21 protein-coding genes are annotated in these 24,150 nt (G+C 62.7%); 3 read left to right on the top strand and 18 right to left on the bottom strand.

Annotated elements, in window-relative coordinates:
* Positions 1 to 2 precede the first annotated feature (2 nt).
* From NJU76_RS26405 to NJU76_RS26390, 4 genes are all read right to left on the bottom strand, one after another.
* Complete coding sequence (locus NJU76_RS26405) at positions 3 to 1,484, bottom strand: aldehyde dehydrogenase family protein (RefSeq protein ID WP_254534005.1); 1,482 nt, start codon at positions 1,482 to 1,484, stop codon at positions 3 to 5.
* A 358-nt stretch (positions 1,485 to 1,842) separates the two neighbouring features.
* Complete coding sequence (locus tag NJU76_RS26400) at positions 1,843 to 2,916, bottom strand: Gfo/Idh/MocA family protein (protein ID WP_254534004.1); 1,074 nt, start codon at positions 2,914 to 2,916, stop codon at positions 1,843 to 1,845.
* 79 nt (positions 2,917 to 2,995) lie between these two features.
* On the bottom strand, positions 2,996 to 3,826 hold the full coding sequence (locus NJU76_RS26395) for a fumarylacetoacetate hydrolase family protein (protein WP_254534003.1): 831 nt from the start codon (positions 3,824 to 3,826) through the stop codon (positions 2,996 to 2,998).
* 93 nt (positions 3,827 to 3,919) lie between these two features.
* Positions 3,920 to 5,086, bottom strand: coding sequence for an ABC transporter ATP-binding protein (locus NJU76_RS26390; RefSeq protein ID WP_254534002.1), 1,167 nt, complete (start codon positions 5,084 to 5,086; stop codon positions 3,920 to 3,922).
* A 133-nt stretch (positions 5,087 to 5,219) separates the two neighbouring features.
* On the opposite strand from NJU76_RS26390, the gene NJU76_RS26385 reads away from it, so the two are divergent.
* On the top strand, positions 5,220 to 6,350 hold the full coding sequence (locus tag NJU76_RS26385) for an alanine racemase (RefSeq protein ID WP_254534001.1): 1,131 nt from the start codon (positions 5,220 to 5,222) through the stop codon (positions 6,348 to 6,350).
* A 23-nt stretch (positions 6,351 to 6,373) separates the two neighbouring features.
* Here NJU76_RS26385 and NJU76_RS26380 read toward each other — a convergent pair whose 3' ends face one another.
* Positions 6,374 to 7,972, bottom strand: coding sequence for an N-acyl-D-amino-acid deacylase family protein (locus tag NJU76_RS26380; RefSeq protein WP_254534000.1), 1,599 nt, complete (start codon positions 7,970 to 7,972; stop codon positions 6,374 to 6,376).
* Positions 7,973 to 8,165: 193 nt separating this feature from the next.
* Here NJU76_RS26380 and NJU76_RS26375 point away from each other — a divergent pair, with 193 nt between their 5' ends.
* On the top strand, positions 8,166 to 9,317 hold the full coding sequence (locus tag NJU76_RS26375) for a M14 family metallopeptidase (RefSeq protein WP_254533999.1): 1,152 nt from the start codon (positions 8,166 to 8,168) through the stop codon (positions 9,315 to 9,317).
* Positions 9,318 to 9,592: 275 nt separating this feature from the next.
* Here the strand turns inward: NJU76_RS26375 and NJU76_RS26370 are convergent, their stop codons facing one another.
* From NJU76_RS26370 to NJU76_RS26345, 6 genes are all read right to left on the bottom strand, one after another.
* Entirely contained in the window at positions 9,593 to 10,018 is a 426-nt protein-coding gene (locus NJU76_RS26370; RefSeq protein WP_254533998.1) for a carboxypeptidase-like regulatory domain-containing protein, read from the bottom strand.
* A 4-nt stretch (positions 10,019 to 10,022) separates the two neighbouring features.
* Positions 10,023 to 10,925 (bottom strand): carbohydrate ABC transporter permease, encoded by a 903-nt coding sequence (locus tag NJU76_RS26365; protein WP_254533997.1) that lies wholly within the window; start codon positions 10,923 to 10,925, stop codon positions 10,023 to 10,025.
* On the bottom strand, positions 10,926 to 11,849 hold the full coding sequence (locus NJU76_RS26360) for a carbohydrate ABC transporter permease (RefSeq protein WP_254533996.1): 924 nt from the start codon (positions 11,847 to 11,849) through the stop codon (positions 10,926 to 10,928).
* An 88-nt stretch (positions 11,850 to 11,937) separates the two neighbouring features.
* Positions 11,938 to 13,206 carry an extracellular solute-binding protein gene (locus NJU76_RS26355; RefSeq protein WP_254533995.1) on the bottom strand — a complete coding sequence of 423 codons (1,269 nt, stop codon included), beginning with the start codon at positions 13,204 to 13,206 and terminating at the stop codon, positions 11,938 to 11,940.
* A 246-nt stretch (positions 13,207 to 13,452) separates the two neighbouring features.
* On the bottom strand, positions 13,453 to 14,619 hold the full coding sequence (locus tag NJU76_RS26350) for a hypothetical protein (RefSeq protein WP_254533994.1): 1,167 nt from the start codon (positions 14,617 to 14,619) through the stop codon (positions 13,453 to 13,455).
* Positions 14,620 to 14,683: 64 nt separating this feature from the next.
* On the bottom strand, positions 14,684 to 15,517 hold the full coding sequence (locus NJU76_RS26345) for an NAD-dependent epimerase/dehydratase family protein (protein ID WP_254533993.1): 834 nt from the start codon (positions 15,515 to 15,517) through the stop codon (positions 14,684 to 14,686).
* Between the two features lie 93 nt (positions 15,518 to 15,610).
* On the opposite strand from NJU76_RS26345, the gene NJU76_RS26340 reads away from it, so the two are divergent.
* Positions 15,611 to 16,414 carry a creatininase family protein gene (locus NJU76_RS26340; protein WP_254533992.1) on the top strand — a complete coding sequence of 268 codons (804 nt, stop codon included), beginning with the start codon at positions 15,611 to 15,613 and terminating at the stop codon, positions 16,412 to 16,414.
* 24 nt (positions 16,415 to 16,438) lie between these two features.
* On the opposite strand, the gene NJU76_RS26335 is transcribed toward NJU76_RS26340, so the two are convergent.
* The 7 genes from NJU76_RS26335 to NJU76_RS26305 form a co-directional block, all read right to left on the bottom strand.
* A complete protein-coding gene (locus NJU76_RS26335; protein WP_254533991.1) occupies positions 16,439 to 16,822 on the bottom strand; it encodes a Rid family detoxifying hydrolase in 384 nt (127 codons plus the stop codon).
* Between the two features lie 115 nt (positions 16,823 to 16,937).
* Positions 16,938 to 17,879 (bottom strand): dihydrodipicolinate synthase family protein, encoded by a 942-nt coding sequence (locus NJU76_RS26330; RefSeq protein WP_254533990.1) that lies wholly within the window; start codon positions 17,877 to 17,879, stop codon positions 16,938 to 16,940.
* 125 nt (positions 17,880 to 18,004) lie between these two features.
* Complete coding sequence (locus NJU76_RS26325) at positions 18,005 to 19,180, bottom strand: mandelate racemase/muconate lactonizing enzyme family protein (protein WP_254533989.1); 1,176 nt, start codon at positions 19,178 to 19,180, stop codon at positions 18,005 to 18,007.
* A gap of 126 nt (positions 19,181 to 19,306) precedes the next feature.
* Positions 19,307 to 20,455: a mandelate racemase/muconate lactonizing enzyme family protein gene (locus tag NJU76_RS26320; RefSeq protein WP_254533988.1), complete on the bottom strand. Its 1,149-nt coding sequence runs from the start codon at positions 20,453 to 20,455 to the stop codon at positions 19,307 to 19,309.
* Between the two features lie 92 nt (positions 20,456 to 20,547).
* Entirely contained in the window at positions 20,548 to 21,759 is a 1,212-nt protein-coding gene (locus NJU76_RS26315; protein WP_254533987.1) for an aminotransferase class V-fold PLP-dependent enzyme, read from the bottom strand.
* A 230-nt stretch (positions 21,760 to 21,989) separates the two neighbouring features.
* Positions 21,990 to 22,751 (bottom strand): IclR family transcriptional regulator, encoded by a 762-nt coding sequence (locus tag NJU76_RS26310; protein WP_254533986.1) that lies wholly within the window; start codon positions 22,749 to 22,751, stop codon positions 21,990 to 21,992.
* Between the two features lie 202 nt (positions 22,752 to 22,953).
* The gene (locus NJU76_RS26305; RefSeq protein WP_254533985.1) at positions 22,954 to 23,442 is read right to left on the bottom strand and encodes a thiamine pyrophosphate-binding protein; all 489 of its coding nucleotides are present in this window, start codon (positions 23,440 to 23,442) and stop codon (positions 22,954 to 22,956) included.
* Between the last annotated feature and the right edge of the window lie 708 nt (positions 23,443 to 24,150).

Raw genomic sequence — 24,150 nt, 5'->3', positions numbered from 1 at the left:
GATTACGAGGGATCCGCGCCTGGGTCCACGATGGCTGTCTTGAGCTGCGAGAGCTCCTCGAGCGTGTGTCGGCCGCCGAGCCGTCCGATGCCGCTTTTCTTGCCCGAGTGACCGCCGAAGGGGATGTGTTTCTCCCAGTACGTGCTTCCGCCGTTGACGTTGACGATCCCAGTCTGCACCTCGTCGACGAATCGGTCGGCCCGGGCGAGCGACGCGGTGAACACGCCCGAGATCAACCCAAGGTCGATGTCGTTTGCCAGTTCGATCGCCTCGTCGTCGTCGGAAAAGGTCAAGACGGGCGCGACCGGGCCGAACGACTCCTCGCGGTTGAGCGCCATCGCCGGCGTCACGTCGTCGATGACGGTCGGCTCGTAGTAGCGATCCGTCGGCGCGTCGGCGACCCGACCGCCGCCCTGGAGGACCGTCGCGCCCCGCTCCTCGGCGTCGCGAACGTGGCGATCCATCTTCTCGGCCACGCCGTCGTTGTTCAGCGGCCCCATGTCGGTCGCCTCGTCCCACGGATCGCCGACGACCATTTCGTCGGTCTGCGCTACAACCCGCTCGACGAACTCGTCGTGGATAGACTCGTGGACGAGGATGCGGCCTGTTGCGCCGCAGACCTGGCCTGCGTTGGTGTAACAGCCGCCTGTCGCTGCCTCGGCGGCTGCCTTGACGTCCGCGTCCTCGAGCACAATGACCGGGCCGTTACCGCCCATCTCGAGCAGCGTGGGTTTCGCCCCGGCCGCGCGGGCGATGGCCTCGCCTGTCTCAGGACTGCCGGTGAATCCGACGGCGTCGACATCGTCGTAGGAAACGACCTCGTCGCCAACGACCGGTCCCTCGCCCGTAACGAGATTGAGGGCGCCGTCGGGGAGCGACGTCTCGGCCAGAACCTCCGCGAGGGTGACTGCCACTACCGACGTCGTTGGGGCAGGAACCCAGACGAGGGCGTTGCCAGCCGCGAGCCCCGGTCCGATGTACTCTGCTGGAATCGACAGCGGGAAATTCCACGGCGTCACGATGCCGACGACGCCGTGGGGTTTTCGCATCGTGTACACGCGCTTGTTGCGGTTCGACGACTGGATCGTCGGCGGCTCGTCGCGCTTGACGTCTTCGGCTGCGATGCGGAACAGCTGGCTCGTCCCGTTCACCTCGTACTCGGCGCTCGCGATCGGTTTCCCCTGGTCAGCTATCAGCCACTCGACGAGGGTCTCAAATTGGTCGTCGATGGCGTCGGCGATCTCGTGGCAGAGTTCGGCCCGCTTGAACGCCGACATACGCTCGAGCACCGGCTGGGCGCTCCGCGCTGCGTCGACCGCCGCGTGTGTGTCCTCGCGAGTTCCGTCCGGGTACGTCGCGATCGGTTCGTCCGTCGCTGGATCCGTCGCCGTTCGAACCGCCCCACTCTCGCTCTCGCGCCACTTGCCGCCGATGTAGAGCTGCAGCTCGCGGTCACGGCTCGTTGCTGGATGACTGTATCCCATGTGCTTCGGTTTGGTATAACATAGCATAAATCTACAGGAAACAGCGCCCGAGAGACGGCGTGGTACACGATTTGCGACGGTTCGTCGGCTGTCCGATCCTTGGGGCCCAACCGTGGAACTGGCCGGGTCGACACTCCCCAACTCGCCGGTACGGCGCCGACGCAACCACTATGTGCCAGTGCGCAGAACGGTCGCCGGACATGACCTACGTCATCATCGGCGGGGAATCGTCGGTTTGGCCGCCGCATACCACCTTGGGGAGCGAACTGACGACGGCATCCCGATCGTGGACACGAACGCGGTCGTCGGGCTCTGGCTGACCGTGCTGAACACTGAGGGTATGCAACTCGCGCCGGCACTACTCCTCAACGCGAACCCACTCACCGGCCTCCGCCGATTCGTAGGCGGCGTCGAGAATTTGGAGGACGGTCAACGCGTCGGACAAGTCTGCTGGCGGCGCTCCGTTGCCCTCGCGGGCCGCGAGGAACCGCCGGACGTACTCCCGACCCCATGACCCGCCGTAGCCCGGGACGGGATCGTACTCGTGAACGATCGTACGCGTGGGTGTACTTGGCCACTCGTCACCACCGTCCTCCAGTTCGAGACGGGTCTCACCGTCGAACCCGAACGTCCGACCGAGCGGGTCCCAAGAACATCGTCCCTCGTCGCCGTAGATGCGAAGGTCGGCGTCATACCGCCCTTCACGGAGGTAGTAACCGCACTGGAGCGTGCCCAGCGCACCGCTTTCCGACCGGAACTGGACAGTCGTGCCGTCCTCGACGTCGGGGGCCGGTTCGAGCGTCGGATCCGTCGGTTCGGCGACCTGAGCGTTCACCGCGACGATCGGATCGTTGAGGAGCCAAGGGACGAGGTCGAGCCAATGGATGCCCAGCCACTGGAGGATGCCGCCACGGCTCGCTTCCGCGTCGAACAGGTAGTGAGATGCATCCCGGTGGCGCAGCGCCGAGGCGATGTAGCGCGCTTCGACGGCTCGCGGCGTCCCGAAGAATCCCTCGCGAGCGCGTTTCCGCACGTCGCGAGCGATCGGGTGCCCGCGCCAGACGTAGGCTGGACAGACCGTCGCCTCCCGGTCGCAAACGCGCTCTGCGACGGGACTGAGATCGTCGGCTGTGCGAGCCGCCGGCTTCTCCGTGAAGACATCGACGCCGCGCTCCGTCGCCGCGTCGATGACTGCGGGCGCGTCGCGGTTCGGCAACGTGAGCCAGAGGATGTCCACGTCCACCGCCTCGAGCAGGGACTCGGGATCATCGTAGACGGGAACGTCCGGCAGCGCTTCGAGGTCGGGAGCGCCCTCGGCGGTGGGCGCGCAGGCACAGATCACCTCCACCGGGAGGGTCGCGAGCGTCTTGAGGTACGGACTGGCGTGGTGGTTGTGCAGTCCGACGTACCCGACGGCTGGTAACTCAGACATCTCTGTGGTATCCTCTCGGTCGTTTTTCAAATACGTTCGGGTGCCGATCAGGCCGACGTCGCGTTTCGAGTCGACGGTGTCACTCGGGCGCGACGACGGCGTTCCGGAGGGTCCCGATCTCCTCGATCTCGACCTCGATTTCGTCGCCTGGTTCCATCGATCCGATCCCGGCGGGTGTCCCGGTGAGCACGACGTCGCCGGGTTGGAGGGTGACGTACTGCGAGACCGCTGAGAGCGCCTCAGCTACGTCGAAGATGAGGTCGTCCGTCCGGGCGTCTTGGACCGTCTCGCCGTTCAGCCGCGTCTCGATGCCGATGTCGCCAGCGTCTGCCTCGTCCGCGGTGGCGACCCACGGTCCGAGCGGCGTGAACGTTTCCATGCTCTTCGAGCGGAACCAAGGAAGCGCGTCGTCGAGATCGCGTGCCTGCAGGTCGCGCGCGGTCACGTCGTTCGCCGCCGTGTAGCCGAAGACTCCCTCGCAGACCGAGTCGGGATCGGCCGCACGCAATCGGTCGCCGATGACGACAGCGAACTCGCCTTCGTAGTGGAGGTCCGTGACGAGGTCGTGGCGAACGATCTCGCCGCCGGGATCCGCGATGCTCGAGGGCGACTTCGCGAAGAACACAGGCTCCTCAGGGACGTCGAACCCGCCTTCGGCGGCGTGTCCGGCGTAGTTCAGCCCGATCCCGAGCAGATTCGTTGGCCGTTCGACCGGCGTGCGAAGCGTCACGTCCGCGAGGTCGTAGGTCTCGTCGGTCGCCGGTGCGTCGTCGACGCTCGTCCCGCGGCGAAGCGCCGCGTCGAGGCTGGGTTCGTCGATGTCGAGGGCGGCAATGGTCTCGTTCTCATGATCGACGCGACCCAGTACGCTACGGTCGGATGACTCCGTGGTAAACCGGCAGCAGTGCATACAAACGGAATGGGGACCGACCGGATATAGCTTGTTTTTCTGAGCAGTGAACCGCCAGGTTCCGTTCCCGGCGTACTCGTCGGTTCAGTCTCCTCAACTCGTCGCGCCCTCGCCCGCGGCCGCGTTGAACTGCTGCGCTTCGTCCTCCTCGGGCAGCACGCAGTTGAGGATGGACTCACTGGTGTCGTGGTCGAACAGGTGGACGCGCTCGGTCGGGAAGCGCAGGTGGACCGTGCCGCCCTCGGGGATGTTGCGGTGGCCGGAGACGCTTCCGGTGTAGGTCTCACCGTCAAGCGAGAAGTAGATCATCTGTTCTTTTCCGAGCGGTTCGATAACGTCGACGGTCACCTCGATTGTGTTCTCGGTCGACTCGTCGGCAACTTCGATGTCTTCCGGACGAATGCCGAGGATCATCCGGTCGATGGCCGAATCGACAGCATCACGAATGCGCGGCGACGTCTCGTAGGAGAACGCCTCGTGCTCAAGGGACAGCTCACCCGACTGGTCGACATTCACGTCGATGAAGTTCATGCTGGGCGACCCGATGAAGCCAGCGACGAAGCGGTTGTTCGGCTTGTAGTACGCTTCCAGCGGCGTTGCCATCTGCTGGAGTTCCCCCCCATCGAGGATGGCGATGCGATCACCCATCGTCATCGCCTCGGTTTGGTCGTGGGTGACGTAGATGGTCGTCACGTCCAGATCGTTCTGGAGCAACTGGATCTCGGTTCGCATCTGCGTCCGGAGTTTCGCGTCGAGGTTCGAGAGGGGTTCGTCCATCAGGAACGCCTGCGGATCGCGAACGATCGCGCGGCCGAGTGCGATGCGCTGTTTCTGCCCACCTGAGAGTTCGTCGGGCATCTTGTCCAGCAGGTCAGTGATGCTCATGATCGACGCCGCGTTCTCAACGCGCTCGTCGATCTCTTCGGAGGAGAGTTCGCCTCGCATCTTCAGCCCGAAGCTCATGTTCTTGCGGGCCGTGAGGTGCGGATACAGCGAGTAGTTTTGGAAGACCATGGCGATGTCACGGTTCTTGGGCTTTCGATCGGTGATGTCCTCGTCGTCGATGAGGATCCGCCCGTCGGTTACCGTCTCGAGACCGGCGATCATCCGGAGAATGGTTGACTTCCCGCTGCCGGACGGGCCGACGAGGACGATGAACTCGCCGTCCTCGATGTCGATGTTTACGTCATTCACCGCGACGATGTCGCCGCCCGGTCCGGAGTAGACCTTACTGAGGTTCTCCAGACGTATCGAACTCATACCTGTGTGATGTTGGACCACGGTATTATACATTGTGGTGGGGGACCACGACTCAATGGGACGGGAAACAGGTATCCGGTTGGCGGCGGCGTCGCACTCACAACTAAATACCACGGCGCTAAACGATTTCGTGATGCCTCTCAGGACGCCGGCCGACGCCCCAACGCAGTTGTACCGCCCGATTGACGAGGTCGAGACCCCCGTGGTCGTCGTCGATCTCGACGCGATGGATCGCAACATGACCGACTACGTTTCGTTCGCTCGCGAGCACGACGTCGCCCTCCGATCCCACGTCAAGACGCACAAGATTCCCGACCTGGCCCACATGCAACACCGTAGCACCGGCGACGGGGTCGTCTGCCAGACACTCGGCGAGGTAGAGGTGATGGCCCAGAACGGGATTGACGACGTATATCTGTCCTACAGCGTCGTCCAGCGGTCGAAACTCGAGCGCCTCGTCTGGCTCTCCGAGAAACTCGAGTCCTTCGCGACGACCGTCGACTGCCGGGGGAACATCGATCCCCTGCAGTCGGCCGCGGCGCGCCACGACACGACCGTGACCGCGATCCTCGAAATTGATCTCGGGTACGGCCGGACCGGCGTCGCCCCGGAAAGCGCGGTCGAATTGGCCGAGTACGTCGCCGACGCGTCGAACCTTGAGTTCGGGGGCGTGATGGCCTTCGAGGCGCACGTAAAGGCTGATGCCGAGTCGAGGGCGGACCTCGAACGGCGGTGTCTGGAGGCGATGGATGGCCTGGCCGACGTCGTCGAGGCGATCAAGGACGCTGGCGTCGCGGTCCCCGACGTCAAGGTCGGTAGCACGGCGACGTCGAAATTCAGCGGCACGCACCCGGTGGTGACCGAGATCAACCCTGGCATGTACCCGTTCAACGACACCGGCGAGCTAGGGATTCGGTCGTACGAACTCGACGAATCCGATTGCGCGGCGACTGTGATCTCGACAGTGATCTCGAAACCCGCGTCCGACCGCGTTGTCGTCGACGCCGGTAGCAAGTCTATTTCCATGGACACGAGCCGCATACCGATTCCGAAGCACCGCGACGATCTCGAGTATGTCCGCGCATCCGAAGAACACGGCTTGATTGACGCCTCGGCGGCCGACGATGTCGAGGTTGGCGACCGCGTCGAGTTCATCGTCCCGCACGTTTGTACTACGATCAACCTCCACGACACCGTTATCGGCGTCCGGGATGGCGAGGTTCGAGAGGTGTGGGAGGTCCAAGCCCGCGGGAAGGTTCGTTGACGAATCGCGAAATGGCACGCCACTCACGCACGGATCGCCCCGCCCGGCAGTGCGCCCGTCAATTCGCCGTCGCGCACAACGAACTCTCCGTCGACGAGAACGTGCAAGATCCCGCTCGGTAACTGCCGCGGATCGGCGAACGTCGCGCGCTCGTCGACCACGTGCGGACGAAACACTACGAGATCGGCGTCCATCACCGGACGGATGACCCCCTTTCGATTGAGCCCCATCGCCCGCGCCGGGAGCGAGGTCATCTTCCGGATGGCCTCCTCGAGCGTCAGGAGGTTCTCGTCGCGCACGTAGTGGCCGAGGATTCGCGGATACGCCCCGTAGGTCCGGGGGTGAGGAGAGCCGCCGAACAGGGCGTCCGTGCCGACGGCGACATACTCGTGAGCCAGCATCTCGCGAACGTCCGCCTCCGATTGCGAGTGCGTGATCATCGAGACGCCGGTCCCCGCTTCCAGGAGTACGTCGCAGACGGCGTCGATAGGGCGAACGTCCCTCTCTGCGGCGATTTCTGCAATGCTCCGGCCGTTCAGGTGCGCGAGGTCGTCAGCCTCAACGTTGCTCACGACGAGGTTCTCCCAGCCCGTTTTGCCCGCGTTGTTCTCCCAGCCCTCGATCTCCCAGCCCTCGATCTCGCGGTGCATGCGGTTTCTCGCCGCCTCGTCGGAGAGGTACTCCTGGAGGCGATCCAGTCCGTCGGCGTGGACCCACGGTGGAAGCACCGACGTTAGCATCGTGTTCCCTGCCGCGTAGGGGTACTTATCGGCGGTAACGTCGACCCCTCGGTCACGCGCCGCCTCGAAGAGTTTGAGGAGACGGCCGGCCGTTCCGCGAACGCTTCGGCCCGAGACCTTGAAGTGGGACACGTGAATCGGGATTCTGGCATCATCGCCTATATCGACGAACTCATCGAATGCGTCCCAGATCCACCGGCCTTCGCTCCGGATATGGGCGACGAACGGGCGGCCATGCGGCACGAGGCACTTGGCGAGGGCCGCCACCTCGCGGGTCGTTGCGTTGACCTGCGGTGGATATACCAGCCCGGTTGAGAAGCCGATCGCCCCGTCTTCGAGCGCTTCGGTGACGAGGTCTGCCATCCTCGCTAGTTCCTCGTCAGTCGGGTCGCGGTCCGCCATTCCGAGCGCGTCGTACCGGACAGTGCCGTGGCCCACGAGGGTCGCAGCGTTCACGGCCGCGCCGCGCTCGTCGATGGCGTCGAGGTAGTCGGCGACGTTCCCCCAGGTCCACTCCGTCTCTGACTCGCCAGCGAGTCCCTCGAGGTGGTCGCCCCACTCCGCCGAACCGCCGTCGCGGTACATTGGCGCCATCGAGAACCCGTCCTGGCCGAGGATCTCGGTGGTGATTCCCTGCTTGACTTTCGGCTCGAGCGTCGGTTCGTCGAGGATCCGCAGATCCGAGTGCGAGTGGAGGTCGACGAATCCGGGGCACACCGCCTCCCCGTCTATGTCGATCCGTTCGTCAGCGTCAATGGTAGGCTCGCGCTCGCGGCGCACAGACTCGATCCGTCCGTCTGCGATCAGGACGTGGCCACGGAACCAGGGTGCCCCGGTCCCGTCAATAACCCTCGCGTTCTCCAGCAGGAGACTCGATGACATAAGTGACCGGATAGCACGCGGCGTAAAAGGTCTTGTTACCGACGCAGCCGATCGAATCTCAGCCAACGCCCTCTCCGTTCGAAGCCGACCGCTGTTTCGGCGGTGATCGACGCGAACCGAAGAAAAATCATAACTCGCTGACAGGTTCGACAATCCTTTTATTACGAGTCTCGGTAGAGCTAGACGACTCGCAATGCACAGCTACAGTACTTACTCAGACCTTCTCAATCACCTCGACCAGTTACAGGTCGAGTACCAGGACCTCGGAATCGCGCCGAACGGCGACCCGATCGTCGCTGCGAGAACCGGCGGCGACGAAACACCCACGATCGTCATCACAGCGGGTTCCCACGCGACGGAACACGCGGGCGTTCGCGCCGCCGTCGAGTGCGTCGATCGACTCGAGACAGACCACGCGGTGTACGTCGTCCCTTCACGGGATCCGATCGGCCTGAACGGATACGCGTCCGCGCTGGAAACGGCCCTCGATGCGTCCGTTTCGATCGAATCGTTCGCCGCTGTCGACGAGATCCTCGAGGATCGGGGCGAGATCGTTTACGACGACGACGAGTTGATTCTGGCGCTGATCGGTGATACCGGATTCGCCACAACGCGGCCGACCGAGGAGTTGCCATCCTGTCTCAGGCTATTGACGCGGTTGAAGGAATTCCAGCATGAGCGCCCATCTGTTCTAGAGCTGTTTCGCGGTCGGCGAATCATTACGCCGGCCGGTCACGCCGCCGTCGAGGAAACGGGGGAGTTTGGTCGCGCGTACACGCTCGTCGTAAGCCCCGACGGCGAACTCCTTCACCTCAACCGGTTTTTTGATCGCGACTGGGCACCCGTCGAAACCCGGTCCGTTCGATCGCTTCTGGAGCGTGTTGAGCCGGGGCTTGTGATCGACCTCCACGAGAATTCGGAACAGGGCAAACGGTATCACGTTTCGTTACGGCCGACGCGCTCCGGGGTCGACTTCGACGAGGAAGAACGGATCGGCGCGCGCATCGTCGACGCGGTCCGCGATATCGGCGTCCCGCTCACGACGGACGAGGACATATTCGGCGACAAGTTGGATGTCGTCGGGCGAACGGCGGACGAGGACCGGTCGCGTGACTCGAGCGATCGGTTCTACAGTCGATCCGGGACCGGCGCATATTGCGTCGACCCGAACGTGACGTCGCCGCCGCGATCCGGTGAAGGGCTCAACGCCGTCGATCTGGCAGCCGAGAAGTACGGCTTCGCGTTTACGACCGAGACCGGAATGCACGGTCCCTTCGAACAGCGGGTCGAGGCGGCAGTCGTCAGCGTCAAGGCGGCGATCGACGCATTCGAAGAACCGCACTGAGCGGTCCGAGAACTGCGCTCCGACGGTCGATACTGCGTCTCGACCAACCAGTACCTCGCGTCCCCCCGACCGGTGTCCTCACGTTCCGCGGTTCGCGATGACGACGCGATTTCCCGTCCCGTTAGGTGCTTCGCGACGACTGTCGACTGCCGACTGTCCGGGACGCCGATCGAAGGACGACCCGCCCGAGTATCCGCGACGCATGTGAGACCGTCCCGGACGGACCTGGTCGACCGGCGAACCGTTCGGACGGTGCCCGATACCCCGGTAGAGGGTTACTCCTCGGTCTGCAGAACGAAGTTGATCTCCCTGTTCTGACCGCGGAAGTATAGGTGGTGTCGCTCGACGGTCGCGGCGTCCTCAGTCGTGACCCGGATGCGGAACTCCAGGAGATTCTCCTGTCCGGTGAATTCGAAGCGTCCGTTCTCGTCTGTCGTCGTGCTGTTCCCCTCGTACTGGTTTCGAATGCCCAACTGCTGGATCGATACCTCCGCTCCGGCGATGGGTTCTCCGTTCTCGTTGACGACCTGCCCTTGGATGGTCCCGTCGCTGTTCATCGCTGCGTATCCCTGGACCGCCCCCGTGAGAGCCAGAGTCAGGACGATCACCAGGACAAACCGGTTGAAGAGCAATCGGCGGACGGTCACTGCTTCGAATAGCAATGCGATCTGTCGGAGTGTGTTGTAGAGTGCCTCCTTCATGGTATCACTCCTTGACGCTGCTTTGCACGACGCTCCTGATGAACTGGCGCTGCAGCAGGAGGAACATGATCACGAGGGGGATGAGTACCATGATGGCGAAGGCGTACTGGAGCGTGAAGTTCCCGTCGAACCTGGTGGAGAACGATGCGAGCGCGAGCGGCAGGGGTTGCATCATCCTGTCATTGATAACGACGAGCGGCCACAGGTACGCGTTCCAAGCGTAGATGAACGACAGGATGACGTTCGTCGCCAGCGCCGGTTTGGCGAGGGGCCATAGCACGCCAAATAGGATGTACAGTTCCGAGGCCCCATCCAGCCGGGCCGCCTCAATCATCGAGTCGGGGACCGCCTCGAAACTGTTCTTCAAGATGAACGTACCGATGATGAACGTCATGAACGGGAGGGCGACACCCAAGTGAGTGTTCAGCAAGCCGAGCCGGTTCGTCACCAGGAATGCAGGTATCACCGTCACGTAGTACGGGATCATGAGTGCCGAGATCAGGAAAGCGAGCACTAGCTTCTTCCCGTAGAAGTCCTTTGTGAGTGAATACGCCGCGAGGGAATTCGTCACGAGACTGCCCACGACAGCCAGCGTCGTGATGATGACGCTGTTGAACAGGTACCGCGGGAAGGGAATCTCGTAGTAGACCCGAACGAAGTTGTACAGTTCGAACCGGTCGAGCGCGAGCGACGGATCGCCCGAGTACAGCGAGCCGGCCGGCCACATGACGGCCACCTTCAGCAGCCAGTAGAACGGAAAGAAGAAGGCGAGGCTCAACACGAGTCCGGTAACGAAGTACGGCAGTCGCCGAACGAACTCTGATCGATCTCCCGCCCGGTGGATCGCGGCCTTTTTGAACACGGTTCTGATGTCGCTCCGGTTGACGGATTCGTTTATTTTACTCATTTATATGTAATCCCCTCCCTGCAGGTAGGCACCGAGCAGTGAAAACCCGGCCATGATCACGAACAGGACGATGGTGAGTGCGGCCGAGTAGCCGAAGTTGCCGAATTCGAACGCTTGCTTGTAAATCCAAGTAATCAGGATTTCGGTGCTCCTGGCGGGACCGCCGCCGGTCAGCACCTGCACAAGGTCGAACAGTTCGAACGAAGTGACGAGTCCGACGAGGGCACAGACGCCAAGCGTCGGTTTGAGCAGGGGTAACGTGATGTACATGAATCGCTGGCGTTTCGATGCGCCGTCGATACGGGAAACCTCGTAGATTTGCGGGGAGATGTTCTGCAATCCCGCGAGGATGATGATGAGATAGAACCCAGTCGTCTTCCAGACGTGCACTATAATGATCGAGGCGCGCGCCCACCAAGAGTCGCTGAGCCACCCAATGTTCTCCTCGATGAGGCCTGCCTCCAGTAACATATAGTTGATCACCCCGCCCTGGGTCTTGAACATGTACGACCAGATGACGGCGATAGCGACCATCATCGTGATGTACGGCAGGAAGAACATGGATCTGAACGCGTTGCTTCCCGGAAAATTCTTATTGAGTAACAGAGCGAGCCCGAGCGCGATCGTTACCGCGATCGGCACCGACAACAGAAAGAGGATCGTATTGAACAGCGCATCCATAAACACGGGATCCTCAAGCATCCGTTGGTAGTTCTCGGCTCCAACCCAAGTCGTTTCACCCGTGTACCGCATGTTCTCGAACGACAGTGCGACGTTCCAAAGGAGGGGAATGAGCCGGTAGATGATGAGGATCGCTAGTGCGGGGATGAGCCCCGCCCACGCGATCAATGACCGGCGTCCCTTCCGCGAGAGAGTGATGGGGGACCGTTCCCATAGTTCATCCGGGAGGCTCTTGATCGACATAGATCGGTTACAAGAATATTGTTTTTGCCGTTCGCTTAAATCTTCTCATTAAATGATTATAATCGAACCAATTTCCACTGTCGACGCCTCAGCTGAGGATCGAGTTCACTTCCTGCTCGGCGTCCGAGACCGCCTGTTCGGGATCGGTCTCGCCGACCGCGGCCGCCGCAAACTGGCTGTTGATCGTATCCCAGATCTCTGCCGTCTCGTTTATTCGCGGTTGTGCGACGGCACCATCGGCCGATTCGAACCAGGTGTCGTAGACGCCGGCCAGCAGCGGGTTCTCCTCGCGGAACTCATCGCTGTTCGCTAGGTTCTCCATGGCGTCGTTGTTCCCGACGAGCACCGTCGTTTTCCGCAGGAAGTCCTCTTGCCACTTCTGGTTAAGGATAACCCGGATCATGTCCAGGCTTGCTTGCGTTGTAGCTTCGTTCTTGACCGACGTAATGCTCCAGCCGTGCCCGTTGTAGGCGGGCATGCCACCCGGCGCCGGCATGAAGCCCATGGTGTCGCCGTCGACCCAGTCTCCCGCGTTCTCGACCAGTCGAACCGACGAGAGCCACATGTGGTACATACCCGTGTTTCCGCTACCGAACTCTTGGGCCTGGGGCTGTTTGCGCTGCGTCCAGGTGAGCTCGGGAATGACTCCGTCGTCCGTGAGTTCGCGGAACCGCGACAGAATTTCGACGGTCCGATCCGTGTTGAAAACGGCCTCCGTGTTGTCCTCGTTGAGGATATTGATGTCCTCCGCCCAGAAGAAAGGCCACAGGGCGTAGTCGAAACGAACGAGCGTCATCCCCCACTCGGCGTCGGTGTCGTTCGCGATCGTCTCGGCCGCGGAGAAGTACTCCTCTGTCGTTGTCGGGAGATCATCCGCGAGTCCCGCATCCTCGAACCACTGCTTCCGGTAGACGGTACCGGTACTCACGTGGTAAAACGGGAGCCGATAGATCGTATCGTCGACCTTGTCCTGTTCGATCTGGGATTCGTCGAACCGATTCATAAGCTCGTCGTCTACCAAATCATCCATCGGTTGGAGGATCTCGTCATTCGCCCACCGGACGTAGACGGCACCTTGCGAGTCCAGCGTGGCTGGCGGGTCGCCGGACTGGACCTGGGTCTGGAAGTACGTCGCGAAATCGTCGGCGGGCCGGTCGACCCACTCGCCCGTGTAGCCGTACTCGTCCTCGTAGTCCGAGATCCATCCGTTAATAGACTCCTCCAGGAAGCCGAGGTTCCAGGTCAGGACTTCGATGGGTTCGTCGACGCCACCACCGTCGCCGCTGCCGCCGAGACAGCCGGCGAGCCCGGCCGTGAGGCCGCCGCCGAGTGCTTTCAGTTGCGTTCGTCGACTCATCAATCGTTCGTGAAGATCATCAGCCATGATTTTTCTCGGGTTTCCGTCGAGTGATTTGATGCTGGGGCACGTATGTTACTGTGTGACTGGGTACCCCATATCTACCCTGTAGAGGAACTATCGTTGTATCACTTAATTCTTTCCCCCAGTCAGGCCTGAGTGCCATCCGAAAGGCATCGGAATTCGTTATTTCCGTCGGAGCTAAAATGGCGAAGTTGTTGCATCCGTCCGAGGCACGCCCCCGACCTACAGTACCGACCGGAGCCAGGCAAGTTGGACATCGGTCGCAAGAGAGTAGTGATAGACGTGGATTTGGCCGTCGGTTGCCCTCCCGACGGCCTTGATCAGGCGTTGAAGTTCGGCCTCGTTCCGGTTAATCTCGTGATCGAGCGTGATGCCAGCGTCGACCGGCCCTTCGAACAGCCGGTCGATCCCGTCGATTCGATCGCGGGCGGCGTCGGGACTGCGAACGTAACAGAGCGCGGTCACGCGATCGACGTGGTCGACGAGGCCGCTGAGGCGAATCCCCGCCGGCCAGACATCGTCGCCGTTGAGGCCGCCCCCGTCCATCACGTAGTAGTTGAGCGGCGTCGTGCCTGCCGCCGCCGACAGCCGTTCGAAAAGGTCCGCAACGACGCTTGCCCGGAAGTCGATCAGTTCCTGGACCGCCGGATACTCGGTCACGAGAGCGTCCAGTCCCGGCGCATCGAGGTGCGGGCGGTCGAACGACGTCTCCAAGAGTTCGCGAACCGTCCTCCGCGCGCCGTCGAGGTCAACGCCCCTCGATTGAGCCGCCGCCCGACATCCGTCGCAGAAACATTGCGAGAGAAGTAATTCCTCCGTCCGACTCGTGAGCACCTGCCGTTTGTCGTGCCCGAACTCCCAACCGTGTCCGTGAAATACCGTTGGATAGCCCGCCTTCTCGAGCTGTATCTCGGCGACGCCCCGGTCGGCGACAGCGCCGACAACCGCGGCGAAATACTCGCGGACTTCCGGATGCGACGGACAGAACGCATGATCCTGCGGATCGCCGAAGGCGCTCTCGGCCCTGTACTCGGGATAGGTCGCACCGAGACGGGAGTTGTGAAAGAGGACGACCCAGCCGTTCACGTCGATATCGGCCGCGTCGGCGCTCTCGACGATCTCCGCGAGCGGATCGTCGAACGGTGGGACCGCGTTGGGGAGCGGATCGATCAGTGTCCCGTCAAATCGATCGTCCGCAGCGGGATCGAAGTAACAGCCACCGGGGTAGGACTCGAATAGTCGATCGGGAAACCGCGGTTGCATCGATCGGACGGAGTGATAATGACTGGCGAGATTGATCGCATCGACGCCGACATCAGAAAGCGTCGACCACGCCGCCTCGAGTCCCTCTTCGGACAGGGTCCACGGATAGCTCCACAGTGCGGCCATGCGCGGGTAGACGGCGGAGGGTGACAAAAGGATTGTCCCGCCGGCGGTCGGGATCGCCCGTCAATCACTCGGGCGGCGCGTTCCACGACTCGCCGTTGTCCCGGGGAGCGTACCCGACGAGGTTGCGCGCGTGTTCAATGTCAAACCAGCGGCGATCGTTGTCACTGACTCCCGAGAAGATCGCGTACTCGGTATCCTCGTCTTGGAGGATGCAGTTGACTAGGTGCGCACAGTCGCGCCGCGATAACCACATCGCCTTCATGCGCCGAACGGTCTCCTCGTACTCGTCGCTGCCGCGCTCGAACTCGCCGTTCTCGACGGCCTTCTCGGCGTCGCCGTACGGGTGATCGAACGCCGGCTCCCGCAGACTACAGATGCGGATTGCGTAGAACCTCCGGGGGTACTCCATGTTCTCGACAAAGAATCGACCGTCGTTTTCGCCGAAGAGTTTCGAAACCCCATAGGATGAGTCGGGCCGGTCCGACGATGTGTGATCGAGCAACAGGTCGTGGTCCAGTTCGTACAGGTCCGGCGCGTACTCCTCCTCGTACATCCCGACCACATGGTTGGTTGAGGCGAAGATTACTCGTTCAACTTCGGCGTCCTGGGCCGCGCGCAGGACGTTTCGTGTCCCCTCGATGTTGACGGACCGGATTCGTTCCCAGTTCTCGTCGATGATCCCCGGTGCGTAGACGGCGAGGTGGATCACGGCGTCGACGCCGTCGAATGCGGGTCGAATTTCGTCGTAGTTCTCTACGCTGGCGACGACCGTGTCCCGGTCGCCGTCTGGATGAGACTCAATGTCCAGGGGGCGAAACTTGTACTCTTCCTGATCTCCCAGATTGTCGATGATCGCGGTCCCGACCATTCCGTTGCCACCGGTGACTAACACCTTCATGACACCATCCTCGCTTCGATCCGTTATAATAGCTCGGCAACCTATCATCTGCCGTTCAGAACGTTTTTATCCGTCGTTGCAAATCCTCTCGGCATGGCTTTCGACGAAGCGACCGGTGACTCCCCCGCGTGGGCCGCACGGACCGCACCCGAGATCCGATCTATCGGCGAGGAAGACGGCTCCGTCGCCGTCGTCCCCGTGGGCAGTATCGAACAGCACGGCAACCATCTCCCGGTGTCCACGGATACGATCCTCGCCGACGCGGCGGCCCACTTGGGGGCCGAGTGCGTCGCCGAGGAGGTCCCGATCCTGGTGACGCCGCCCATCTGGACCGGCCTCTCGCCCCACCACATGGACTTCGGCGGCACCATCACGCTCTCGGTTGAGACGCTGCTGTCGATGCTGGGCGACATCGCCGACTCCATCCGCGATAACGGATTCGACGCTGTCCTATTCCTCAACGGACACGGCGGCAACATGTCCGTCATCGGGACCGCCGTCACCGAAATCGGACAGCGGTTCCCGGACGCCCAGGTGCTCGGTCTGACCTACTTCCAGCTCGCCGGGTCCTTTATCGACGAAATCCGCGAGAGCGACCTCGGGGGGATGGCCCACGGCGGCGAGTTCGAGACGTCGATGATGTTGTACCTTCGACCAGACCTCGTCGACCTGGACCGGGCCGAGGCGCGGTACCTAGACGACCCCTACGACCTCCGCCGCAAGGACCTCTTCGAGGGGGGCCCACTCTCGGTCTACCGGTCGTTCGCCGAGTACTCGGAAACGGGGGCGATCGGCGATCCGGGCCTCGCCACGGCCGAGAAGGGCGAGGAGATCTACGAGCGTCTCGGCGACGAACTTGAGTCGCTGCTCTTGGCGATGTACGAACACAACCGGTGAACCGCCCGGTGGAGTGGGTAACGACTATTCCTCGGGTGCGACCGCAATCACTTCGATCTCGACGCCGATGTCGATCGGCAAGTCGCTGACCTGCACGGCGCTTCGCGCGGGGAAGGGCTCGTTCATGTACTCGGCGTAGACCTCGTTGACCGCCTCGTAGTTGTCTATGTCCGTCAGAAAGACCGTGGCCTTGACGACGTCGTCGGTTGAGGCCCCGGCTGCGTTAAGGATGGCCGTGATGTTCTCGAAGACCTGTTCGGCCTGTTCCGTGATGTCGTCGCTGACGATCTCGCGGGTCTCGGGCTCGGCGGCGCCTTGGCCGGAGACGAACAGGAATCCGTTGGCCTCGATCGCCTGCGAATATGGGCCGATACTCGTCGGTGCGTTATCGGTTGCTATCTCTCGCATGTGTTTCGAGATTTCGCGACCGGGGTAATAAACGTACGTGATCAGGTACCATACCTCGGCGATCGGCGCTCGCGCTACCCGAACCCGTCTCTCGTCGCGCGTCGCGTTCGATCGGTTACGTCTGCGTCGGTGCCGCGAACTCGGCCTCGGCCAGTTGCTCGTAGTAGGTCTCAGCGCGCCGTTTGTCCTCCTCGGAGAGTTCGACGAGCGGTTCGCGCACCGGGCCCCCGTACAGTCCCGCGAGTTCAAGGCCGTGTTTGATCGCCGGCACGTTGTTCGCCGCCTCGAACTCGTTGTTCGCGCCGGGTTCCTCCCGGAGGTCCTCGTACGGCCGCGTTAGATCGCGGATTTCGAGCGCGCGCTCCCAATCTTCGGCCTCGAGAGCCTCCTGCAGCGCGAGACTGACATCCGGAGCGAATGAACCGATACCGGTGGTGAACCCCTCGGCGCCTTCCAGCGCGAACGCCGGCGCGAACCGTTCGGCGATCCCCGTCGAGAAGACGATGTCGCCGGGGACCTCGCGGACCATTTTCGAGAAGGCCGCGACGTCGTTGACGGCGAACTTCAGCCCGACGACGTTGTCGTTTGTCGAGAGCTCCGAGACGGCCGGCAGCGAGAGCGCCGGCCCGCGCTTGTACATCACGATCCCGATCTCGGTCGCGTCGGCGAGTCGCTCGTAGTACTCGACGATCCCCTGACTGTGGACATAGGTGTGATCGGGATCGTGAACCATCACGCCGTCCACACCGACTTCCTCGTAGGTCTGCGTCTGTTCGATCGCCTCCTTGGTGCTCCCGCCAATGCCTGCGATGACCGCGCCGTCGTCCCCGACGACGTCGACGGTCGTCTCAACGAGGCGAAGCCGTTCCTCGTCGGTCAGCGAGTAGTACTCGCCGGTGTTTCCGCAGGGGATGAACGATCGCCCGCCGGCATCGAGGACGGCTTCCGTATTGCGGGCGGCCTCCTCGTAGAGAACGTCGCTTCCGTCCTCGCTGAACGGTGCAGTGGTAGTGAACGACACGTCTCGGAGATGCTGCTTTAGCCTCTTGTGACTCATGCTCGGATAGGTATAATGAGACGGTTATATAATAGTTTTCCCACGGAAAAGATGTCGTCGGACCGACTGGATCCGGCAACCCGGCTAGTCGCGGTCGCCGAACGCGGCGGTTGATGGGATTCGGCTTAATCGATGCGATATTCCTCGATTTTCGCCTCGTCGACCGCGGCTAGGCCAGGTTCGTCCGGAACCGTCATGCGTCCGTCCTCGATCTCGAGTGGGTTCTCCAGGATGTGGTCCTCGTAGGCGTAGTAGACGGAGTCAATGGCCATGTTGAACGCCGGCGTCGTCGCGACGGTGTGGAGCTTCGCGGCATTCTTGATCCCGAGGTCGAAGTTCGTGTGGTGGGCCAGCGAGATGCCGAACTCGGAGGCGATGCCCGCAAGCCGTTTCATCCCGAGGATCCCCCGGGCGGGCACAAGGTCGACGACGGCCGCGTCGATCGCGTCCATCGAGGTCGCCTGGGTGAGGTTGCGCTGGAAGTACGCGTCCTCGTTGATCGCGATCGGCGTCCGGAGCCGGTTCCGGAGGTTCTTCATGCTCCCGAAGCTGTCAACGCGGATGGGCTGTTCCATGTACTGGAGGTAGATGCCCCGGTCTTCGAGGGCCGCGCCGAAGCGGACGGCGTCCTCGAAGCTCCAGAGCTGGTTCGGGTCGACCCGGAACTCGAGTTCGCCGTCGACCTCGTCGTGCATGGCTTGGATCCGGTCGACGTCGGCCCGCCAGTAGCGACTGGCCTTCGTCTTGAGGACCGAGAACCCCTCGTCGCGGGCGAACCGCGCGTACTCGCGGGACTCCTCGGGCGTGAGCAAGCCGAGACAGTACGCAATCTCGACGCTGTCGCGGCACTTCCCCCCAACGAGTTCGTGGACCGGCTTGCCGAGGTGCTTGCCGTGGGCGTCCCACATGGCCATCTCGACCGCGCCGATGTAGGACGTCACGTCGGTGTAGTACATCGTCGAGAACGAGCCGAACTCATCGACGAGCGCCTCGACCTCCGTCACGTCCCGTCCGACGACCGCCGGTTCGACGAGTTCCTCGATCAGTACCTGGCCGGCCCGCATTGTCGGTACCTTGACCTCGCCCCAGCCGTCGATCCCCTCGTCGGTTTCAAGCTTCACGAGCAGCTTCTTCCCGGCCTCGGTCGCCTCGTCGTTCGCCTTGAGGGCCTCCTCGAACGTGAGCGAATCCGGCAAACTCCGGATCCGGTTGCCGCCGACGTAGGGAGCGATGCCGTACGGTTCGCCGTGCCGCTTGACGGGTACCTCGACTGGAACCGTCTCTAGTCCGGTGATCTGCATACGCGGTAGCAGACGACCAGGTGCTACAAAAAGTCTCGCTTGCCCGCCCCCTCGGACCGGCACCTCGATTCCGTCGGCCCGGCGACGCGGGTTACGAACCTCGATTCGACCGCGAATCGATGCGACTTACTCGAACAGACCGTCCTCGAGCGCGAGGCCGAAGCCGGGCGCCTCGGAGGGGCGCAGGGTCCCGTCCCGGTACTCCAGGCCCGACTCGAGGATCGACTCGTCATACACTTGCGGCCCGATGAGGTCGCACGGGTAGGTGACAGCGGTCGAGGCGGCGCCGAGTGAGCCGGCCGCGATCGTCCCCGGCCCGAGTTCGACCGTGCTCCCCAGGCGCGCGTCGATGCCGGCGGCCTCGGCGACGTCCAGGATCCGATCGGCGCGGGTGATCCCGCCCGAACAGACCTCGACAGTGAACACGTCGACGGCGTCTGCTGCCGCGAGGTCGATGCCGAACTGCGGATCGAGCACGTGTTCGAAGACCGGCGTGTCGACGGTCTCCTGCACTGTCGCCAGTTCCGACGGGACGAGCGGGATATCGTAGTAGTAGCCCCGCGTTTCAACGTCGGAGTCCGGGTGACCGACGGGCGTTTCGACGCCATCGATTCCCACCTCCTCGAACCGTTCGATGGTCTCGATCGCCTCCTCGAGTTCCCAGACGCCCTGCGCGTCGACGAACACCTGCGCGTCCTCGCCAGCGATCTCGCGGACGGTCCGGATCCGCTCGGCGTCGACGGCCGGATCGACCTCGCCAACCTTCAGTTTGAACGCCGAGAATCCCTGGCCGACGCGGGTCCGGATTTCCTCGCGGAGCGCCTCCGCCGCGTCGGGTTCCTGGCGCGTGAAGACGACCCAGCACAGCGGGACGTCCCGCGTGCGTCCGCCGAGCAGCTGGTAGGCGGGGACGTCGTACCGATCGCCCACGAGATCGTACAGCGCCATGTCGACGGCCGCCAGCGCGAGTTGCTGGAAGGAGTGGAAGTCGAACGCCCCGAAGTCGATCGCCTCGTACATCTCGTCGGCGAGCCGGTTGATCTCGCAGGGGTCCTCGCCGAGGAGGAAGTCGCCGACCTCCGCTTCGATCTCGTCGGTCGTAGGCATCGTTTCCGGATGTTCGACGTCCGAGATCTCGCCGATGCCGGTCGAGCCGTCGTCGGCGGTCAGTCGAAGCAACACGAAGACGCTCTCCTCGATCTCCTTGATAGCGGACGTCGTTCCGAACTCGCGACCGATACGGACGACGTTGGCGTCGATGTCAGTAATCTTCATCCGTACGGTAGCGTCCGTCGAAGAGGGGTTATACTTTTTCCCGGTCGAGATTCGCGCGTCTCCGTCGGTTTCGTTCCGTTCTGGGTTCGGACTCAGCCGGCAGCTACCGCGACGATGCGCTCGACGAGGTACTCGGCCTCGTCGTCAGTAAGCCCGCGCGGATCGACGGTGAAGACGCCGGCGGTCACGTCGTGGTCGCCGACGAAGATGCGCGGTGACTCCCGGCGGAGCCGTCCGACCAGATCGACCGTGGAGCCGCCGACCGTCGCCTCGTCGACCGTCACGGCCACCCGCGTCACCGCCGTCGGATCGCCCTCGTTACGATACGCGATCTCGAGCGCCGTCTCCTCGTCCAGTGCGCGGCCGATCCAGCGTGCGCGGTCGTCCCAGCCCTTGAGGCAGGCCGCCTCGTCCTCGTCCACGTACGACTCGAGGGCGCGGACGAACCCGACGAGTTCCTCTTTCCCGACCTTGAACCCCCGGCCAATCCCGTGGCGCGGGACGCCGGGCAGGCTGTCGACGTCGACGAGCGAGGCCGGCGGGTCCCACGTCCCCTCGACGGCGTCCATGTCGAGGTGCTGGAGCGCCATCGACGAAACGAGATCGCTCCGACCGGCGACGAAGCCAGTACTCTGGGGGCCGCGAACGGCTTTGCCGCCGCTGAACGCGACGAGGTCGGCGCCGGCGTCGACGAACGCGGTGAGGTTCGACTTCGGCGGGAGCCGACCGGCGGCATCGACGATGACGGGCACCCCGTGGTCGTGAGCGACCTCGACGACCGGTTCCAGGGGCAGATCGTTCCGGGCGACGTAGCCGATCGCGGCTGTGTCTTCGGTGATCGCCTCCTTGAGTTCCCACGTCTCGAGGTCGGTCGTCACCGCCCCCAGCGTCCCATCGTTCGTTCCGACGTCGACGATGGTCGCTCCGGCGGCCCGGAGCGCGTGGTCGTAGGAGTTGCGGTGGACCTTCGGGATGACGATTTCGTCGGCGATCTCGTCCGTGTCGGGGAGACGGGCCATCGCCGAGAAATCGTGGCCAGCTAGGCACGCTGCCGCCGCGAGGGTCAACCCTGCCGACGCGCCCGTCGTCACGTAGCCCGCCTCGGCGCCAGTCGCGTCGGCGATGGTTTCGGACGCACGAGCCTGCAGGTCGGAAATGCGTGCGAACGACTCCGCCGCCCGGGTCATCGCGTCCACGGCCTCCGGACGGATGCGGGTTCCGCCAATGCGCGTCTTCGTTCCGGCGGCGTTGATCGCCTCGGAGACGCCGAGTTCGTCGTAGACGGATGAACGATTGTCTATCATGGTCGTCGGGGATGCCCGAACGATGGCCCGGCCGGGGCAAAAATGTTCGCGTCGTTCATGTGCTGGCGGCCGGGTGACGCCCCATCCCGCTGGCACATGCTGTTCGCATCTTACGAACGTTGGAATGCCACGAGTGGGGTCAGAGCGGAGACGGTATCGGAGACAGCAGGGGCAGTATCGGGGCGGGCGGACCAAGAAAGAGCGGCGGGAGATCGTCTGAGGAGGAACGGTCAGCCGAACTTGGAGTTGAGTTCGATCACGTTCGCCGCGCGCATGATCCTGGCGGGCATTTCCTCCATGAACGCATCGGTCCCGATGCGGCTCGTGGGCCAGGAGACGCTGACCGCGCCGAGATCGCCGTGATCGCTGGTAACGGGGGCCGCAATACAGCACAGCCCCTCCACGTTCTCCTGGTCGTCGATCGCGTGGCCCCGCTCTTTGATCTCCTCCAGTTCCGCGAACAGTTCCTCGCGATCGGTGATCGTGTTCTCGGTCCGCGCGGCCATTCCGCGTCGATCCAGAATTTCATGGACCCGCTCTTGTGGCATGTGGGCCATGATGGACTTCCCGAGCGACGTTGAGTGGATCGCCTGCTGCGTGCCGACGCTTGAGGCGGTTTCGACGCCGCGGCTGCCGCTCGATTTGTACAGATAGCTCACGCGACCGTGCTCTTCGATCCCGAACTGGGCGACCTCGCCGGTTTCCTCCGCGAGGCTGTCTACCTCGTTTCTGATGATGTCGTAGTTAGGAAACTGATTCTTGACGTGGGACGCCACGTCAAGGAATCGCAGGCTCAGGCGATACTGCCCGTCGTCTTTCACCACGAGACGCTGCTTCTCGAGCGTCTGGAGGTGATTGTGGACGGTGCTTTTCGAGTGCCCGAGACGGTTTGCGAGTTCGGTGACGCCGGCACCGTTCTGCTCCTGGAGCGTCCAGATGATGTTGCTTGAGATAACGACCGCGTCCACCATCCGATTCTCCTGTTTGCTCATGGAAAGAGATTGTCTCCCACACCTCAAAAGTGTTTGGCTCTCACGAACGGTCTGCCAGCAGGTATGCGGACACGACGACGCGAACGGCGAAGCAGCGGTTCGGCGCGCGTCGTAGGACGTCAGAATGCGGTCGGATCGACGTCGGTCTCGTAATCGTCGATATCGACCGCCGTCGGTTACGCCGGATCGATGGCCGCATCGATCAGGGTCGGGATGTCCGCCTCGAGCGCCCACTCGAGAGCCTCCCGGAAGGTCGGCCGCGTTCGAGCCCGCCGGCCCTGGCAGCCGTAACTTTGCGCGAGCCCGACCCAGTCCGGCGAGCCCCACCGAAAGCCAACGTCTTCCTCGAGTTTCGATGATTTGCTGATGACGTCGCCGAGATGTAAACGATCGGAACGCCGTCGTTTAAGGCGCTCTTCAAGCCGTGAGCTGCGTTGGTATCGCCCGGGCCGGGAACCGTCAGCCTGGCGGTGATGCCGCCCCCAGACTCGTAGTTCCCCCACGCAGCGTGCGGGATTGCGGTTTCGTGTCGCGCCATCACGTACTCGGTCTCGTCGCGGTCTGCGATCGTTCGATCGACCGGGAGCGTTTGGATGCCCGGAAATACGACGCGTACCGTGATCCCAGCCTTGACGAGCGCGTTGTAGACGTGTTCCCTTCCTCGCGTGCTTGTTCCTGTCCCGTGTTCCATACGCCTGAAAACTGTGGGCCGTTGTAAACGTTTGGTCGATCTGACTCCCTTGCTCTCAGTGCTACTTTCCGGTTGAGGACGGTCGCACAGTTGGAACCAGCCGTGTTCGTATCTCGGGAACGCGTCGTGGTAACGTAGAAATGAGTCTGTACTGACACAGTGCGTTTCTGACGCGAATACAAATGACCCGGCCGGCGAACGTACCAGTCAGGCTCGCCCATACACCAGTCTCTGTTCGTATCTTGCGAACGGCTCGGCCGAGACAACATTGGTCGATTCGGCGGGCGTCGCCCCACTCATGGCGCCGAGATTTGATCCGGGCACCGGCCTGGATTGCAACTGTGCGATTGTAACTTCCCCGTAGGTGAAGGGGAGCGACCGGTCGACACGAGGGCAGAATCGAGGCATTACAGTGGTATGGTTGTAAATGAACGTCGATGCCTCCATTCGGTTTGGAAATCGGATCGCCGATTCCTGACATTCGGTCTCGGCTGACGACGGAGGAGAAGCGGGCGACAGAATTTACGTAGTTAACTCTCGAGAACGATCAGCGCTGGTCGGACGGTAATAATCGGTCCACGGCTGACCACGACCATATGTAAATTATAGTTCTTAAGTTCATATTAATAATGTATAATATAAAAACCAATTTATATTTTGCACCAATCTAGATTTAATTTCTGAACAGTCCTATTGTGCCCATTAGAA

This window comes from Natrinema gelatinilyticum (assembly GCF_024266705.1).
Lineage (GTDB): Archaea > Halobacteriota > Halobacteria > Halobacteriales > Natrialbaceae > Natrinema > Natrinema gelatinilyticum.
The sequence above is the reverse complement of the archived record's forward strand: the minus strand, read 5'-3'. Positions and strand labels throughout refer to the sequence as shown.

What these genes read in the sequence shown, in the direction of transcription:
- NJU76_RS26335 (WP_254533991.1), bottom strand. Translation starts at nt 16,822, where the DNA reads ATGCGAGAGATAGCAACCGATAACGCACCGACGAGTATCGGCCCATAT.
- NJU76_RS26360 (WP_254533996.1), bottom strand. Translation starts at nt 11,849, where the DNA reads ATGTCGATCAAGAGCCTCCCGGATGAACTATGGGAACGGTCCCCCATC.
- NJU76_RS26355 (WP_254533995.1), bottom strand. Translation starts at nt 13,206, where the DNA reads ATGAGTCGACGAACGCAACTGAAAGCACTCGGCGGCGGCCTCACGGCC.
- NJU76_RS26310 (WP_254533986.1), bottom strand. Translation starts at nt 22,751, where the DNA reads ATGAGCAAACAGGAGAATCGGATGGTGGACGCGGTCGTTATCTCAAGC.
- NJU76_RS26305 (WP_254533985.1), bottom strand. Translation starts at nt 23,442, where the DNA reads ATGGAACACGGGACAGGAACAAGCACGCGAGGAAGGGAACACGTCTAC.
- NJU76_RS26315 (WP_254533987.1), bottom strand. Translation starts at nt 21,759, where the DNA reads ATGATAGACAATCGTTCATCCGTCTACGACGAACTCGGCGTCTCCGAG.
- NJU76_RS26380 (WP_254534000.1), bottom strand. Translation starts at nt 7,972, where the DNA reads ATGTCATCGAGTCTCCTGCTGGAGAACGCGAGGGTTATTGACGGGACC.
- NJU76_RS26365 (WP_254533997.1), bottom strand. Translation starts at nt 10,925, where the DNA reads ATGAGTAAAATAAACGAATCCGTCAACCGGAGCGACATCAGAACCGTG.
- NJU76_RS26320 (WP_254533988.1), bottom strand. Translation starts at nt 20,455, where the DNA reads ATGAAGATTACTGACATCGACGCCAACGTCGTCCGTATCGGTCGCGAG.
- NJU76_RS26390 (WP_254534002.1), bottom strand. Translation starts at nt 5,086, where the DNA reads ATGAGTTCGATACGTCTGGAGAACCTCAGTAAGGTCTACTCCGGACCG.
- NJU76_RS26400 (WP_254534004.1), bottom strand. Translation starts at nt 2,916, where the DNA reads ATGTCTGAGTTACCAGCCGTCGGGTACGTCGGACTGCACAACCACCAC.
- NJU76_RS26395 (WP_254534003.1), bottom strand. Translation starts at nt 3,826, where the DNA reads ATGCACTGCTGCCGGTTTACCACGGAGTCATCCGACCGTAGCGTACTG.
- NJU76_RS26350 (WP_254533994.1), bottom strand. Translation starts at nt 14,619, where the DNA reads ATGGCCGCACTGTGGAGCTATCCGTGGACCCTGTCCGAAGAGGGACTC.
- NJU76_RS26330 (WP_254533990.1), bottom strand. Translation starts at nt 17,879, where the DNA reads ATGAGTCACAAGAGGCTAAAGCAGCATCTCCGAGACGTGTCGTTCACT.
- NJU76_RS26385 (WP_254534001.1), top strand. Translation starts at nt 5,220, where the DNA reads ATGCCTCTCAGGACGCCGGCCGACGCCCCAACGCAGTTGTACCGCCCG.
- NJU76_RS26370 (WP_254533998.1), bottom strand. Translation starts at nt 10,018, where the DNA reads ATGAAGGAGGCACTCTACAACACACTCCGACAGATCGCATTGCTATTC.
- NJU76_RS26345 (WP_254533993.1), bottom strand. Translation starts at nt 15,517, where the DNA reads ATGAAGGTGTTAGTCACCGGTGGCAACGGAATGGTCGGGACCGCGATC.
- NJU76_RS26375 (WP_254533999.1), top strand. Translation starts at nt 8,166, where the DNA reads ATGCACAGCTACAGTACTTACTCAGACCTTCTCAATCACCTCGACCAG.
- NJU76_RS26340 (WP_254533992.1), top strand. Translation starts at nt 15,611, where the DNA reads ATGGCTTTCGACGAAGCGACCGGTGACTCCCCCGCGTGGGCCGCACGG.
- NJU76_RS26325 (WP_254533989.1), bottom strand. Translation starts at nt 19,180, where the DNA reads ATGCAGATCACCGGACTAGAGACGGTTCCAGTCGAGGTACCCGTCAAG.
- NJU76_RS26405 (WP_254534005.1), bottom strand. Translation starts at nt 1,484, where the DNA reads ATGGGATACAGTCATCCAGCAACGAGCCGTGACCGCGAGCTGCAGCTC.